Genomic DNA, 14238 nt, shown 5'->3' on the forward strand with positions numbered 1-14238 from the left:
CCGGTCTCGGTGCCGGTGCCGGTCTCGGTGCCGGTGCCGGTCTCGGTCCCGGTGCCGGTCTCGGTCCCGGTGCCGGTCTCGGTCCCGGTGCCGGTGCCGGTGCCGGTCTCGGTCTCGGTGCCGGTCCCGGTGCCGGTGCCGGTTGCGGTGGCGGTCTCGGTCCCGGTGCCAGTCCCGGTCGCGGTGCCGGTCGCGGTGCCGGTCGCGGTCTCGGTCCCGGTGCCAGTCCCGGTCTCGGTCCCGGTGCCGGTGCCGGGCGCGGTCTCGGTGGTGCCTGTGCCGGGTGCGGTCCTGGTCGCGATATCGGCCTCGGTGTCGGTCTCGGCACGGAACGTGGCGAGCGCCTGCGGCGAGCGCACGGCGGCGGCGAGCCCGGATCGCCAGGCGTCGAGCCGGGCGACCCGCTCGGGGTCCCGGGCCTCGGAGCCCTCGGCATCCACCCGACCCTCCGGCCGGAACGCCTCGCCGAGCACCGCGACTTCGGCCTCCCAGGGGTTCGGGCCCGAACGCACCCCGGCCAGTGCGCGCTCCACGTCCTCGCGCGTGCGGACGGCTCCACAACACCGCAGTACCGCCAGAGGGGTCCGACCCACGAAGGCCGGGTCCGGCAACGCCCGAATCCGGCGGCCGAGGTCGAACGCGGCGATCTCGGCCAACGAGCCCGCGATCGCCTCCAGGATCGCGCCGACCCCGTCCACCGTGCCGAGTTCGGCCGCGAGCACGTCGTACGCGTCGGCGAACGCGGCGCGTTCGGCGTCCGACCACGGCGCGGGATACGTCGCCACCACGAACCGCAACACCGCCGCCCGATCGGCCGACCGCTGCCGTGCCAGGCCGAGCACCTGCGGCAACACCTCCCGGAGGGCGCCGTGTCGGTCGAGCGTCGACGCCTTCAGTCCACGCCGGACCAACCGCGCCACGGCCGGCACCTCGTGGTCGGGCCGAGCCCGCCGGGCCATGGTGCGCAGATCGGCCCGGAGTTCCCGGTCCTCCTCCGACGCCTCGGCCGCCGGCTTCGGCACCGCGATGCCGTGCGCCGCGAACTCCTCGGCCAGGTCCCGGATCCCGCCGTCCCGCACCGCGAAGTCCCCCCGCGCGAGACCGGCGAGCACCGGCCCCGCGACCGGCGAGCCGCGACGCACCAGCGCCGCCGGCGCGCGGGCGGACCACTCCCGGTCCAGGGCCTCGATCAGCAGCGCCCGCTCGCGCGCGTCCGTCGCCCGCTCCGCCGCCTCCAGGACCCGCGCCTGGTAGGCCGGTCCGAGTACGGCCCGGAGCGCCGCCGTCGCCGAGTCGCGCAGTCCCGGGTTGTCGTGCCGCCCGAGCCACCCGAGCAGTACCGGAACCTGCCTCGGCGTGCCGGCGTCGACCAGCGCCCGGGCCGCCGTCTTCCGGACGTTCATCACCGGGTGCCCCAGGCACGCCGCGATCGCCTCCCCCGCCCACCGGGCCCGCATCCGGCCCAGCGCGCGCAGGGCCTGACGCACCGTCCGGGGATCCGAGGAGGTGGTGAGCGGGATCAGGCTCGCGGACAACGAACGGGCTGCGCCCGGGTCCCGGGCGATCAGCGCGATGGCGTGCTTGCGCACGTCCGGGTCGCGATGCCGGATCAGGTGGTGGATACGGTCCTTGACCCCGGGCTCCGCCCGACGCGTACCGCACCCGGTCGCCTCGTGGTCCCGGGACAGGAGTTCGAGCAGGACGACCAGCTCGGCGTCGGTGACGCCCTCGCGGTCGATCAGGTCCAGGGTGATGTCGCGGACGAGTTCGGCGCGCGCCGCCTTCGGGTCGGTCGCGGCGAGCAGGCACACCGGGCGCAACGCGCGGCGCCGGTACAGGCGTTCGCCGAGCGCGCCGATCGCCTCGACCACCTCGTCCGGGACCACCGGTTCCGCGATCTCCTCGCCCCGGTTCGCCACCAGGTCGCTCACCACCCGCAGCAGCAGGTCGGCAAGCGCCGGGATGGTCCGCGCGTCGCCGTCGCGGGCGAGCCGGCGCAGTGCGGCGACCGGGCGGTCCACGTCGATATCCGCGGCGAGCAGGGCGAGTTCGTCCGGGTCCGGCATCCCGAGGTCGGCCGCGATCCGCTCGGGCAGTGCGCGTCGGTCGAGTCGGGCCCGCAACTCCCGGCGCCGGTGCGGGTCGTCGGTGAGGTGCCACAACACCTCCAGCGCGAGGTCGGCCACCCCGCGCAGGTACGGCACCACCACGCCACCCGGGTCGACCACGCCCAGTCCCTCGCGCAACGCCGCGACCGTTCGCGGCCCGCCGATCGCCTCCAACGCACGCAACGCGGCCCGGGGCGCCCGCGGCAACGCGGCCAACACGGCCTCCTCTGCGCCCGTGTACCGCAACGCGCGAAGGGCGGCGAGTACGGGCTCCGGCCGAGCGGCACCGGCCAACCGAGCGGTCAGCACCTCGCCGACCGGCAGATCGGGAGTACCCTGCGCGGCCAACGCGGACAGCAGTTCCACGCGTCGAGGCCAGTCCGGGTGATCGTCTCCGACCGAGGTCAGCACCCGCAGTGCCTCGTGCCGCACCGTATACAGCACGATCGCCACGTCGACCGCGGCGACGCGGTGGTCGGCGAGCGCCATGGCGATCACGGCCGGCACGTCCTCGTCCCGGACGAAGTGCCCGCGTCGATGCATCGCCCCCAGGCAGGCCGTCATCGGCTCGGCGAACAGCGGCGGATCCGCCACCGCGATCGGCAACACCGCGCCCACATCGCCCCGTTCGGCGAAGTCGCCGATCGCGGCGAGGGCACGCTGCCGCTGCCGCCCCGGCAGCCCGGGATCCGCGGCGACCTCGCGCAGCAGCCCGATCGCGCCGAACCGCGCGGCGACCTCCACCGCGTCCGGAAACTCCGGCAGCAGCCGGCGCAGCGCCCGCTCCAGCCCGGCCGGGATCTCCTCGGCGGCCCACGGCGCGGCCAACTCCGCCAACGCCCCCGCCACCACCTCGGCGCCGGCGGCCGGATCCAGCAGTTCGACCAGCCGGGCGCGGGCCCGCCCGGGCCCGATCAACGCATCGGCCAACGCCTGCCGCACAACCCGCAGCGCCGCCGCGCGCAATACCGGGTCCGGCCGCGCCGACAGCCCGTCCAGCAGGGCCTCGACGTCGTCCACCGCACCGGCGTCGATCCCCTCGACCGCCCGGTACAACTCCTCCCCCGCCGGCTCGGCCCGCACCGTCGCCTCCGGCCGGGCGACGATCTCCGCCCGCAGCCAGGCGATCCGCACCCGAGCCGGCCACTCCGCAGTGCGCCGGTCCGGAACGGGGGCGCCCAATCGCGCGTACACCTCGGCGAGCAGCAGAGCCGCCTCACCCGATCCGGCCGACACATGCGGCAGCAGGGCGGCCGCCTCGCCGTCCGCACCACCCCCGGGCCGCCCGACCCGCTCCCGGAGCAACACCACGCCGAGGTGTCGCAGCGTCGGGTCCTCGTGCGCGACCAGGACCCGAAGCACCGGGATCGGGCACGGCACCCCGTCGAAGTACGCCGAGAGCCACGCGGCATCGGCCCGCGCCACGGCGTCCGAGACGGCGTCCTGCTCGGGGATCGTCATCGCTCGATCCTAGGCAGGCCCCGCGACGCGCGACGAACGGGTTTTCCCACCCGCCGCGACGCTTGCCGCCGACGCACCGGGCCGGCCGGGTTCGCCGTCCGACCGCCGCCCACCGAAACGCCGGGCACCAAACACGCCACGCACCAGGCACCAGCCATGGAGCCCCCTTGCCGACGACCTGCCTCACCCCGCCCGCCGACCCGAGGCGGAGCCCCAACCCCCACCGCCCGGCCAGGACCACCCAGCCGAGGTGGAGGTGCACGTACACCCGGCCGAGCGCCGCGACGGCGTCGGCACCGCTCTGCCCCACGCGGCCGTCGAGGCCGCCCGGGAGGCGGGTCGCCGCTCCCTGCGCGCCCGGGCCGAGGCCGGCTCGCCGGGCACGGCGTTCCTGTCCGAGCGGGGTTTCCGGGACGTGCCGACCCTGATCCACGCCCGGCTGCCCCTGACCGACCACGAGCCGGACCAGGTGGCGTGGGCCGCGATCACCGAGCGGAACCACCCCGGCCACCGACCGCACTCCCGGGACGACACCGTCCCGGACCCGCCGGCCGAGACCTTCGCCGCATCCCGCCGCGCAATGGACGACATCACGATGCGCGCCGTCAACGACGCCCTCGGCCACCGACCGGCCCACCGGTCGACCGAGTACCAACTCGACCTCCCGGTGGGCCGATCGCACCGATCGGGTGCGGCCGGCGCGGCGGATTCAGCAGGGCCCCAGGTCCTGCCACACCCCCCATTGACCGGTCGTACCCGGCTCCTCGCCCTGCGTCCACCACTTGGCCTTCCACGAATGGCCCTTGTGGGAAACGGAGTTGCCGCTCTGGTAGACCGCCGCGCGATCCCACGGCGCGATCGTGCAGTTGCCCGGCGGGTCGGTCGTCGGAGGAGTCGTGGTCGGCGGCGTCGTGGGCGGCGTGGCGCCCGCGAACCGGACCGAGAACTTGGTGAAGTCCCAGGGCGCCTGCGGAACACTGCTGCACACGCCCGACGTGCGCCCGCCGTTGTCCGGTGGCGTGCACTGCCGGTCGCGGTTGACCGACCAGTTCGTGAAGCGCGCCATGTGGTGGCTGATCGCGTAGTCGTAGACCGTCTGGAAGTCCGCCTGGTAGAAGTACTCGCCGGTGTCGCTGCGCCCGTTCATCTGCGAAATGCCCTCGTGGGCGTAGGCGGTGGCGGCGTCCCAGCCGAACGTGCTGCGCAGGATGGAGTTGAAGTTGGTCAGCGCGGAGGTCTGCGACGCCGCTCCGTTGAAGCCGCCGTCGAACGGCATGATCGAGAAGTTGTCCGGCGTGAAGCCCTGCGCCTTGGCCTCGTTCAGCATCTGCTTGCCGAACCAGCCGGTGCCGTCGGCGGTGCCGGCCGTGGTCACCGAGATGTAGATGCCGGGATTCTTCTGCTGGAGGATTTTGGCCGCGCCGATCTCGTTGCGGATGGCCGCGCTGTTCTCGTACTCCGGCTCCTCCAGGTCGAAGTCGAGGGCCTTGAGCCCGTATTTGTCGACCACCTGCTGGTACGCGGCGGCGGTCGCCTCCGGTGTGCCGCAGGTCTGACCGAGCTTGGTGCCGCCGTAGCCGCCGATGGACACCGAGACGTCACCGCCCTTGGCCCGGATCGCGGCGATCACGCCCGCCACGGCGGTATCGGTGGAGACCGGCTTCGTGCCGTCCCAAGTCGGCGTACAACCACCGCCGTTGGGCGCGAGGATGAACGCGAGCTGGAACGCCTTCAGGCCGGTGGCGTCCATGACCGCACCGGCGTCCGGCGGGTCGTTGTCGAGGGGCATGAGGTAGGGGGCGGCGGCATACCAGTTGCTGCCGACGCCGCCCGGCGCGGACGCGGCGGGCCCGGCGGCGGTGGCTCCACCGGTGAGCGCGAACATCGAAAGCAACCCGGCGGACGCGGCGGCAGCGGCAAGTATGGGGACGAAACGACGTGCCACGGGGGACTCCTGTGGGGGACTTGGTATAGACCAATGGCCAAAGCGTGGCCCTCCCCTCCCACACCGTCAATACATTGGACTGGACCAATTTTGCCGCCGATCGCCGGGATGGCGGGGGCAGGCGAACGCGGACCGAAGCGCTGCCCGGCGACGCGTGCGCACGCCTCGGCCCCGAGGACTCGTTCCCGAATGTTCGTCCGGGCGTTTCCGGGGTGAGCAAACCAGGTCGTCGGGTGGTTCCCGCCGTGGCGCAGGGTTGGGGCGCGAGGCCTCGTCGGGGGGTGTGGTCCGAGCGTGATCCCCGCCGGAATCCGACCCGACGTTCGGCTCCCCCCGCGATTCCCTCGCCCCACGTCCGCCCCGGCGGGGCGTGTCCTTCGCGCAGGTCGAGCAGGAGGTGTCGCGTCGCATGTGGCGATGTGAGACAGGTCACCGGGAAGTTCATCCGACTTGGTCTGGACCTTTCGTGGTCCGACGCGGTTATATTCAACCGTCTTTAGTAAACCGAGCATGCAATAAATCCGCGCCGCGCAGGCGTCGGGGAGCCGAGGGGGCGTCCGTGAGCAGCATGGCGACAATGCCGGACGAGACGGCTGTCTTCGGCGAACCCAAGTACTGGCAACTGCGCACCTCCCTGCTCAAGGCGATCGACGAGGACTTCAACTCCGGCGACATCCTCCCCAACGAGCGCGACCTCGCCGCGCGCTTCGGGGTCGCCCGGGCCACCCTCCGACACGCCCTGGAGCAGCTGGAGCTGGAAGGCCGCCTGGTCCGCAAGCGTGGCGCCGGCACCACGGTCGCCGGCCCCCGCGTCGACGTCTCCCTCGGCGCCGACGGCGAGGGCTGGCCGGGCGTGGACCTGCGCGACCGCGAGGTGATCGACTGCGCCACCGTGCCGGTCACCGACGAGTTCGCCGACACCCTCAAGGGCCGCCCCTCGGCCCTGGTCCACCGTCTGCGCCGGCGCCAGTTCTCCATGCGCCAGGTGGTCGGCCTGGAATGCCTCTACGTCTCGCGCGCCGTCGTGCCCTCCCTCTCCACCCGCGTCCCGAACTTCGAGCGCGCGTCGCTGATGTTGCGTCAGCTGCGCGGCCACCGCCTCGAAGGGCGCCACCGCGCGGTCGAGTTGGCCGTGGCGGAGGCCGAGGAGGCGCGCTATCTGGAGCGTCCGCCGGGTACCGCCGTCCTGGTCGTGACGACGACGTACACCGCGCTCGGCCGCACGGCCGCGGTCACCGTGGCCACCTATCGCGCCGACACCTGCCGGCTCGCCTTCGCCGAGGCCGGGCCGACCGCGCTGCGGCCCGCGTCCTGATCCGACCCGAAATCCGGGTACCATCCGCGCCTGGCGACGACGGCGCGCATGACGGGTGCGGCGGCCCGGACGAACGTCCCGTGTGACGACGCGGGGAGAGGACAAGAGCTGTGGCACAGGCGACCGGCGGGGATTCCTCCGTGGTCCGGCGGATCAATTCCGCGGCGACCCTGCGTGCGTTGCGCGGCGGCGAGGTGCTGACGGTGACCGCCCTGATGGAGGCCACCGGTCTGTCCCGACCCACCGTCGAGGGCGTCGTCGACGGTCTGCTCGCCGAGGGCCTGGTCGTGGAGACCACCACCGCCGAGGGCGAGGACGGCAGCCGTCCGCGCGGCCGTCCCGCCCGGCGCTTCCGGTTCCACGCGGAGGCCGGCCACCTGCTCGGCATCGACGTCGGCGTACACCGCATCCGGGTCGTCCTCGCCGACCTCGGCGGCACCATCATCGGCCGCGCCGCCCGCACCGTCGAGGAGGGCTGCGAGGCCGAGGACCGCCTGGAACGGGTCCGCGCCACGGTCAGCGAGACCCTGCGGCGGGCCCAGGTCTCGCGCAATTCGCTCTGGGGCGTGGGCGTCGGCACCCCCGGGATCGTGGACACCGAGGGCGTGGTCACCCTGTCCTCGGCGATGCCCGGCTGGACCGGCCTGGACCTCGGCGGCCGGCTCGGCCGCTCGTTCAGCTGTCCGGTCCAAGTGGAGAACGACGCCAACCTGGCCGCGATCGGCGAGCGCTGGAAGGGCGTGGCGGTCGGCTCCGACGACATCGTCTACGTGATGGCCGGCCTCAGCCCCGGCGCCGGCTCGTTCATCAACGGTCGGCTGCACCGCGGCTTCGGCGGCGCGGCCGGCGAGATCGGCGCACTGCACCTGCTCGGCCGCCAGGTCACCCCGGAAAACCTGCTCTCCACCACCGGCACCCCCCTGCCGCCGCTGGACGAGGCGGCGGTCGGCGAGGTGTTCCGGCACGCTGCCGAGGGCGACCGCACCGCGGGCGAGGCGGTGGACCGGTTCGTCCAACGCCTGATCCACGACGTCACCGCGCTGGTCCTGGCCCTCGACCCGGAGATCGTGGTGATCGGCGGCTGGGCGGCCGGCCTCGCCGACGCCGTACCGCCCCTGACCGCCGAGCTGCAACGCCTGTGCCTGCGCATGCCGCGCGTCGAGCTGTCCGCCCTCGGCGGCGACGGCGTGGCCCTGGGCGCCGTCCGCGTGGCCCTCGACCGCGCCGAACACCGCCTCTTCGCCGTCGAACACACCGGCTCGGCGAGAGCCTAGGCGCGCGGTCCGAAACACACCCGCGCGCCGCGAAGCGGTACAGCACCCTCGGCTACACCGACGCGATCCGCCGCGGCGGCCCCGACCGGCGCCCGCGCGTGGTCGGCGGCAGGTCGTCCGGACCCTCCCCGTCCCGCCCGCCGGGCGCCGGCCGGCGCCCGATGTGCTCGGGGCCGTCCACCACCCGCTCGCCGACCACCCGCCCGGTCATCGGCCGTCCTCGATCCCGACGTGCACGCCGTGCCGGGTCGGGGTGTCCAGCTCGTCGAGCAGCGCGATGGCGAAGTCCGGGTAGGAGACCCGGCTTTCGGCATCACCGTCGGCCCGCCGCCACACGCCGGTGCGCGTACCGGCGTGATCGAAGTCCCCGGCCGGGCTCAACACGACCCAGTCCGGCCCGCCGCCCGCCCCGCGCAACACCGCGTTGCCCTCCCCGTGCGCCAGGTAGAACTGCCGGTACTCCTGCGGATATCCCGCCGTGTCCATCAACAACACGCCGGACTTCGTCGGCAACACCGAGGCCAGCCCCACCCACACCAGCCGCCGCACGCCCGCCCGGTCCAGCCCGTCGCGCAGCGCCCGCACGGCGCGCGTGAAGAAGTCCGCCGTCGGCGCCGCCGGGTCGTACACCGCCGCGATCGCCCCGTCGTGGCCCGCCGCGAGTTCGGCCACCGCGCCCGCGTCCGTCACGTCACCGGCGACCACCCGCACCCGCGCCCCGGCCAGGTCCCCGTACTTCGCCGGATCACGCACCACCGCGGTGACCCCGTGTCCGCGCCGCAGCGCCTCCGCGATCGCGGCCCGACCGGTCCGTCCACCCGCGCCGAAGACGATGATGTCGCTCATCGAACACACCCCGTATATCCGGGCCGATCCCTGTGTCGACCACCGCCGCGCACGCTATCCGGGGTCGTGGTTACCTCCCGGATACCGACTACCGTGGACGCATGAGCGAGGCCACGAGGCAACTCACGGGGGAACCACTGCGCGCGGACATGTTCGACCCGGTCTGCCCGTCGAACCTGTCCCCGATCCGGTTCGGCGACAAGTGGGCGGGGATGATCATCCGCTGCCTGGAGGGCGGTCCGCGCCGCTTCTCCGAGTTGCGCGTACCGATGCACGGCGTCAGCGCGAAGGTGCTGACCCATTCCCTGCGCGCGCTCGAACGCGACGGCCTGATCAGCCGCACCGCGTCGAAGACCCCGGTCCGCCGGGTGACCTACGCCCTCACCCCGCTGGGCCGAGGCATGCTGGTCCCGATGGCCGCCGCCTGCGAGTGGGCCGCGGCCAACTGGGACGAACTCCTGGACGCCCGCGAGGCGTCGACGGCCCCGGACCACACCGCCTGAAAACGGCGCGGGCCCGGGGCCGCACCACCCGAGCCCGCCCCCGCCTACCGTGTCTCCGTCACCTTCGCCAGCGCCCGCGGCGCGTCCGGGTCGCAGCCGCGCCCCAGCGCGATCTCGCGCGCCAGCAGTTGCAGCGGCAGGATCTCCAGGATCGGCGACACCTCCTCGGCCACCCCGCCCGGCAACACGAAGCCCCGGCCGTACTCGGCCACCGGCTCGGCCGCGCCGACCAGGAACAGGTCCGCGCCGCGCTCGCGCAGCCGATCCAGGACCGGCCGCAACGCCCGGCCGCCCGCGCCCTCCGGCGCCACCGCCAGTACCGGCCAGCCCGGGTCCACGATCGCGAGCGGCCCGTGCATCAGGTCCGCGCCGGAGAACGCCTGGGCGCCGATGTAGCTGGTCTCCATGATCTTCAACGCCGCCTCGCACGCGGTCGGATACCCGTAGCCGCGCGCGGTCGCCACGAGCCGGTCCGCGAACCGGTACCGCTCGGCCGGCGCCTCGATCTCGGCCCGCCGCTCCAGGATCGCCCGAGCCGCGGCGGGCAACCCCAGAGCCGCCTCGCCCGTACCGCCCCGGATGTGGTCCACGAGCAGGAACAGCGTGAGCAGTTCGGCCGTGTACGTCTTGGTCGCGGGCAGCGCCAGTTCGGGGCCCGCCAGTACGTCCAGATGCAGATCGGACTCCTGGGCCAGCACCGAGTCGGCGTTGTTGGTCACCGCGAGGGTGAACGCGCCGTCCTCGCGGGCCTGTCGGGCGGAGGCGATCAGGTCCGGCGAACCCCCCGACTGGCTCACCGTCACCACCAGGCAGTCGGCCAGCCGTTGCCGGGCGCGGTACGCGGTCGTGGTGGACATCGAGGTGAGCCCGGCCGGCAGGCCGAGCAGGACCTCGGTGAGATAGCGCGCGTACAGCCCGGCGTTGTCGGACGTCCCGCGCCCGGTGAACAGGACGAACCTCGGATCGCGGGCCCGGATCTCGGCCGCGGCGGCCCGGATCGGCCCGAGCCCGTCGGCCAGGATCCGCGCCAACCCCTCGGGCTGCGCCGCGATCTCACGGGCCATCACCGACCCGGGCACGGGGGAATCGAGCATGTGGGTGGTACCTCCGGACTGCGACGAAGCGGAGTACGAGGCGAAGGCGGTACGGGCGAACCAACCCGACTCCGACCCGCCTCGACCCGCCCCGGAACGACCTCCGGCGCGGTGCCCCGAAGGTATCCACCGCGCCGAGCACCGGGCAATATTGGTCTAGACCACTATCGAGGACCGCCGTCGAGGACAAAACAAAGCGGGCACGCGCCTCGCGCATGCCCGCTTCCTCCGCCCGATCCGGCTACGCGTTCTCGCGCGCCCGCCCGGCGACGACCCTGTCCAGGTCGGCCTTGCTCAGGTCCACCCTGCCCACCGGCACCGCCCTCGACCCGCGTCGCGCGTCCCGCCTGGCCCGCAGCCACACACGCGGCATCGCGCCGAACGTACGCACCCCGGCCACCGGTACCGCCACCACGGCCCGCACCCGCTCCCGCGGCCCGTCCGTCCAGGCCAACCACCCCGGCCGGGTCCGCCCCGCGAGCAGGCCGAGCACGATCGCCGCACCCACCGCGATCAGGTGCTCACGGCCGGCGAGGTTGGGCAGGATGATCGACTCCAGGACCATCGACCCACCGGTGATGGTGAAGAGTATGGGCGCGCGGTGGATGATCGAGAGATACGTGAACAGGCCCACCACGGCCGCCGACGGGCCGGTGTCGAGCACGTGCGCCGCCGAGGACGGCAGGCCGAGCGCGTGGTCCGGGCCGATCGCGATCATGATCCGGGCGCCCATCGTGCCCGCGAGCGTGGTCACGTAGGCGACCATCAGCGTACGACCCACGCCGAGCGAGAGCTGGGCGATCGCGAACGCCAGGAAGAGCTGGGTGATGCCAGCCCACACCGGCAGGTTCAGCGCGGGCACGAACAGCGAGATCGGCGTGCGCAGCAGCGCCAACCACAGCGGCAGGTCGGCACTGACCCCACCGACGAGCCGGACCACGGTCTTGCCGGCCGGGGTCTGCCCGATCGCGTGGAAGAAGATCACCGCCGAGCTGGCCACCACGGCGAGCGCGAGACCCTTGCCGCGGCTGCGCCACAGCTGACGCACCGGGTCGGCCACGATGCCGCGCCACTCGCCGCACAACGTCCGCCACAGGAAGAGGAGCAGCTGCCACGGAGCGGACCACAGCACGCCGCGGACTCCGCCGCGGTCCGCCTTCGAGGTGGTCCGGGGCGTCGCGTCGGACCCGCCGGTCGTCTCCGCCGCGTCGGGCCGCCGTGACTCGATGAGGGTGCCCGCAGGAGCGGACCCGCCGCCGGCGACGTCGTCACCGTCGTCCCGGCGATCGTCGAGAACGCGCAACACTGCTGATCAACCCCCAACGACTCGTCGAGTCCGACAGCCCCGGACCCGAGCCGGTGGCGATGTGGTGTTCACCACGCCCTGCCCTCTGCAGCGTCATCGTAGGACGAGGACACGACACACCGGTCGGGTGGGTTGACGCAGGGCGGGCGCTCCGCGGTTGCGACAGATTCCGGTCGACCGGGCGATGCGAGGGGTGGTGAACCGCTTTTCCGTCTCAAAGATTACCGACTTTCGCTGCCGGCCACCGTCAACCGAATCGATGACATGACCGGGTCGGCGTCATCATCTGGTCGTACGTTGCGCCTCCTCTCCCCCTCCCACCTGCACGAATGCGGAATGCGCCGCTTCGGTACCGCCGGAATCGGCCGAACCCCTCCCGTCGGTTGGCCGGTCTCCGGCGGCCGGGGAATCCCCAACTCGGGCCCGCACGCGGCGAAACCGCCCGAACGCGGAGGGTGAAATCCGCAGTCGGACGGTCTCGTCGACGGTCGGTGGCGCGAGTCTGCGCGCGTGGTGGTGAAATCTTGCCCAGCCAACACTCAGGAATTGCCCAGCCTTTGCCCAGCTCCACCCGATCGGCGGCCGGCTCGGGCCTCGTCCGCGCCCTCAGGCCGCGTTCAGCGCCTCCGTGGGTGGCAGTCGTGCCGCGCGTCCGGCGGGGTACAGCCCCGCGAGTGCGCCGATCGCCACCGATGCCGCGACGCCGCCGAGGATGGCCGGCCAGGGCAGTACCAGCGGCCATCCCTTCGCGTGCGCGTATCCGCTGGTCACGATCAGCCCGAGGAGCACGCCGGCGACCCCGCCGAGGCCGGACAGGGTGATCGCCTCGGTCAGGAACTGGAGTCGGATCTGCCCGCGCCCGGCGCCCAACGCGCGCCGCAGTCCGATCTCCTGGCGGCGTTCGAGGACGGAGATGACCATGGTGTTCGCCACCCCGACCCCGCCGACCAGCAGCGCGACGGCGCCGAGTCCGACGAACAGGCCGGTGAAGGTGTTCTTGGCGGCCAACTGCGCCTCCAACGCGTCCGACGGGCGGCTGACCTTGACGCCGGCGGGGTCGGCGGGGTTGGCGGTCGCGGCGAGGACGTTGCGGACGTCGTTGACGGCGTTCTCGGCGGAGCGTTCGTAGATGCGGGTCGGGTGCCCGTCGAAGCCGAGCAGGTCCTTGGCGGCCTGCCAGCCGACCAGCGCGGACCGGTCCACCTCGGGGGCCAGCGGGACCGGCTTCAGCACGCCGATCACGGTGAACCAGCGGTCGCCGATCCACACCTGCCGGTCCGGCCCGTCGACCCCGAGCAGTTCCGCCGCCCGCGCGCCGAGTACGACCGTGGGGTAGCGGGAGGTGGCCGCGTTGAACCATTGGCCCTTCGCCGTCTTGCCGCCGATGGTGGCGAGCAGGTCCTCGCGGGTGGCGGCGACGGTGATGCCCTTGGTCTCGCGCGGATCGATCCGATCGGTGCGACGCACGCTCCGGCCGTCGAGTTGCGCGGTCGCGCTGGCGGAGGTGACCGGACCGATCCGGCGGACCATGTCCACGGCCTCCTCGGGCAGGGGCACCTTGCCGCCGAACATCGAGTCGCCGGGCCCGACCGAGAGCATGTTCGTGCCCAGGCTGCGGATCTGGTCCATCAACCGGGCCTGGCTGGCCGCGCCGATGCCGAGCACGGCGACCATCGCGGCGATCCCGATCGCGATGCCCAGGCCCGACAGGATCGCGCGCATCGGCCGCCCACGCACCCCGAGCAGCCCGACCCGGACCACGTCGACCGGACCGAGCCGGGCGGTGTCCGGCAACGGCACGAGCGTGGACGCCGGGCCCCGGTCCCGACCGGGGATCACCATCCGGCCACCCCCGCCGGCTCCGCGCTCGGAGCACCGGTGTCCGCGTGGATGCGGCCGTCCAGGATCTCCACCCGCCGGGGCAACGACCGGGCGATGCCCGGGTCGTGCGTGATCACCACGATCGTGGTGCCGTCCGCGTGCAGTTCGTGCAACAACCGCATCACCGTCGCCCCCGAACGCGAATCCAACGCACCGGTCGGCTCGTCCGCCAACACCAGCGCCGGACGCGCCACCAACGCCCGCGCGATCGCCACCCGCTGCCGCTCGCCCCCGGACAACTCCCGCGGCACGTGATCGAGCCGACCGCCGAGACCCACCCGCGCCAACGCCTCGGCCGCACGCTCACGCCGCTCGCGCACCGGAATCCCGTGGTAGTACAGACCGTTCGCCACATTGTCCACCGCGGTGAAATGCTCGGTCAGGAAGAACTGCTGGAACACGAAACCGATCCAGTTCGCCCGCACCCCGGAAAGCTGACGATCCGTCAAACCCGCGACGTCGTGCCCCAACAACCGCACCACACCCTCGGTCGGCCGATCCAGGG

Annotated in this window: 11 protein-coding genes; 3 read left to right on the plus strand and 8 right to left on the minus strand. The window is 73.4% G+C overall.

What is annotated here, in order from left to right; all coding sequences use genetic code 11:
- Positions 1 to 3569 (minus strand): HEAT repeat domain-containing protein (locus EMA17_RS52305; RefSeq protein ID WP_160161798.1); only part of this gene is annotated, 3569 nt, incomplete at its 3' end.
- Positions 3570 to 4278: 709 nt separating this feature from the next.
- Complete coding sequence (locus tag EMA17_RS45230; protein ID WP_174861530.1) at positions 4279 to 5454, minus strand: chitinase; 1176 nt, start codon at positions 5452 to 5454, stop codon at positions 4279 to 4281.
- Positions 5455 to 6082: 628 nt separating this feature from the next.
- On the opposite strand from EMA17_RS45230, the gene EMA17_RS45235 reads away from it, so the two are divergent.
- Positions 6083 to 6829 (plus strand): GntR family transcriptional regulator, encoded by a 747-nt coding sequence (locus tag EMA17_RS45235; RefSeq protein ID WP_126643061.1) that lies wholly within the window; start codon positions 6083 to 6085, stop codon positions 6827 to 6829.
- A 110-nt stretch (positions 6830 to 6939) separates the two neighbouring features.
- Entirely contained in the window at positions 6940 to 8103 is a 1164-nt protein-coding gene (locus EMA17_RS45240) for an ROK family transcriptional regulator (RefSeq protein WP_126643045.1), read from the plus strand.
- A gap of 52 nt (positions 8104 to 8155) precedes the next feature.
- Here the strand turns inward: EMA17_RS45240 and EMA17_RS52310 are convergent, their stop codons facing one another.
- Both EMA17_RS52310 and EMA17_RS45245 read right to left on the minus strand, forming a co-directional pair.
- A complete protein-coding gene (locus EMA17_RS52310) occupies positions 8156 to 8314 on the minus strand; it encodes a hypothetical protein (RefSeq protein ID WP_160161799.1) in 159 nt (52 codons plus the stop codon).
- Positions 8311 to 8949: an NAD(P)-dependent oxidoreductase gene (locus EMA17_RS45245; RefSeq protein WP_126643046.1), complete on the minus strand. Its 639-nt coding sequence runs from the start codon at positions 8947 to 8949 to the stop codon at positions 8311 to 8313. The genes EMA17_RS52310 and EMA17_RS45245 overlap by 4 nt, the downstream gene beginning before the upstream one ends.
- A 101-nt stretch (positions 8950 to 9050) precedes the next feature.
- Here EMA17_RS45245 and EMA17_RS45250 point away from each other — a divergent pair, with 101 nt between their 5' ends.
- The gene (locus EMA17_RS45250) at positions 9051 to 9452 is read left to right on the plus strand and encodes a winged helix-turn-helix transcriptional regulator (protein ID WP_126643047.1); all 402 of its coding nucleotides are present in this window, start codon (positions 9051 to 9053) and stop codon (positions 9450 to 9452) included.
- Between the two features lie 44 nt (positions 9453 to 9496).
- Here EMA17_RS45250 and EMA17_RS45255 read toward each other — a convergent pair whose 3' ends face one another.
- The 4 genes from EMA17_RS45255 to EMA17_RS45270 form a co-directional block, all read right to left on the minus strand.
- A complete protein-coding gene (locus EMA17_RS45255; RefSeq protein WP_126643048.1) occupies positions 9497 to 10546 on the minus strand; it encodes an SIS domain-containing protein in 1050 nt (349 codons plus the stop codon).
- Between the two features lie 241 nt (positions 10547 to 10787).
- Positions 10788 to 11852: a hypothetical protein gene (locus tag EMA17_RS45260; protein WP_126643049.1), complete on the minus strand. Its 1065-nt coding sequence runs from the start codon at positions 11850 to 11852 to the stop codon at positions 10788 to 10790.
- Positions 11853 to 12458: 606 nt separating this feature from the next.
- The gene (locus tag EMA17_RS45265; RefSeq protein ID WP_126643050.1) at positions 12459 to 13694 is read right to left on the minus strand and encodes an ABC transporter permease; all 1236 of its coding nucleotides are present in this window, start codon (positions 13692 to 13694) and stop codon (positions 12459 to 12461) included.
- Positions 13688 to 14238: ABC transporter ATP-binding protein (locus tag EMA17_RS45270; protein WP_126643051.1), on the minus strand; the 551-nt coding region annotated here is incomplete at its 5' end. The genes EMA17_RS45265 and EMA17_RS45270, both read right to left, overlap by 7 nt.

The sequence above is a fragment of the Embleya hyalina genome (assembly GCF_003967355.1).
GTDB classification, from domain to species: Bacteria; Actinomycetota; Actinomycetes; order Streptomycetales; family Streptomycetaceae; genus Embleya; species Embleya hyalina.

Coding starts and splice junctions, on each gene's coding strand:
- EMA17_RS45230 (WP_174861530.1), bottom strand. CDS start 5,454: ATGTTCGCGCTCACCGGTGGAGCCACCGCCGCCGGGCCCGCCGCGTCC.
- EMA17_RS45235 (WP_126643061.1), top strand. CDS start 6,083: ATGGCGACAATGCCGGACGAGACGGCTGTCTTCGGCGAACCCAAGTAC.
- EMA17_RS52310 (WP_160161799.1), bottom strand. CDS start 8,314: ATGACCGGGCGGGTGGTCGGCGAGCGGGTGGTGGACGGCCCCGAGCAC.
- EMA17_RS45245 (WP_126643046.1), bottom strand. CDS start 8,949: ATGAGCGACATCATCGTCTTCGGCGCGGGTGGACGGACCGGTCGGGCC.
- EMA17_RS45250 (WP_126643047.1), top strand. CDS start 9,051: ATGAGCGAGGCCACGAGGCAACTCACGGGGGAACCACTGCGCGCGGAC.
- EMA17_RS45255 (WP_126643048.1), bottom strand. CDS start 10,546: ATGCTCGATTCCCCCGTGCCCGGGTCGGTGATGGCCCGTGAGATCGCG.
- EMA17_RS45265 (WP_126643050.1), bottom strand. CDS start 13,694: ATGGTGATCCCCGGTCGGGACCGGGGCCCGGCGTCCACGCTCGTGCCG.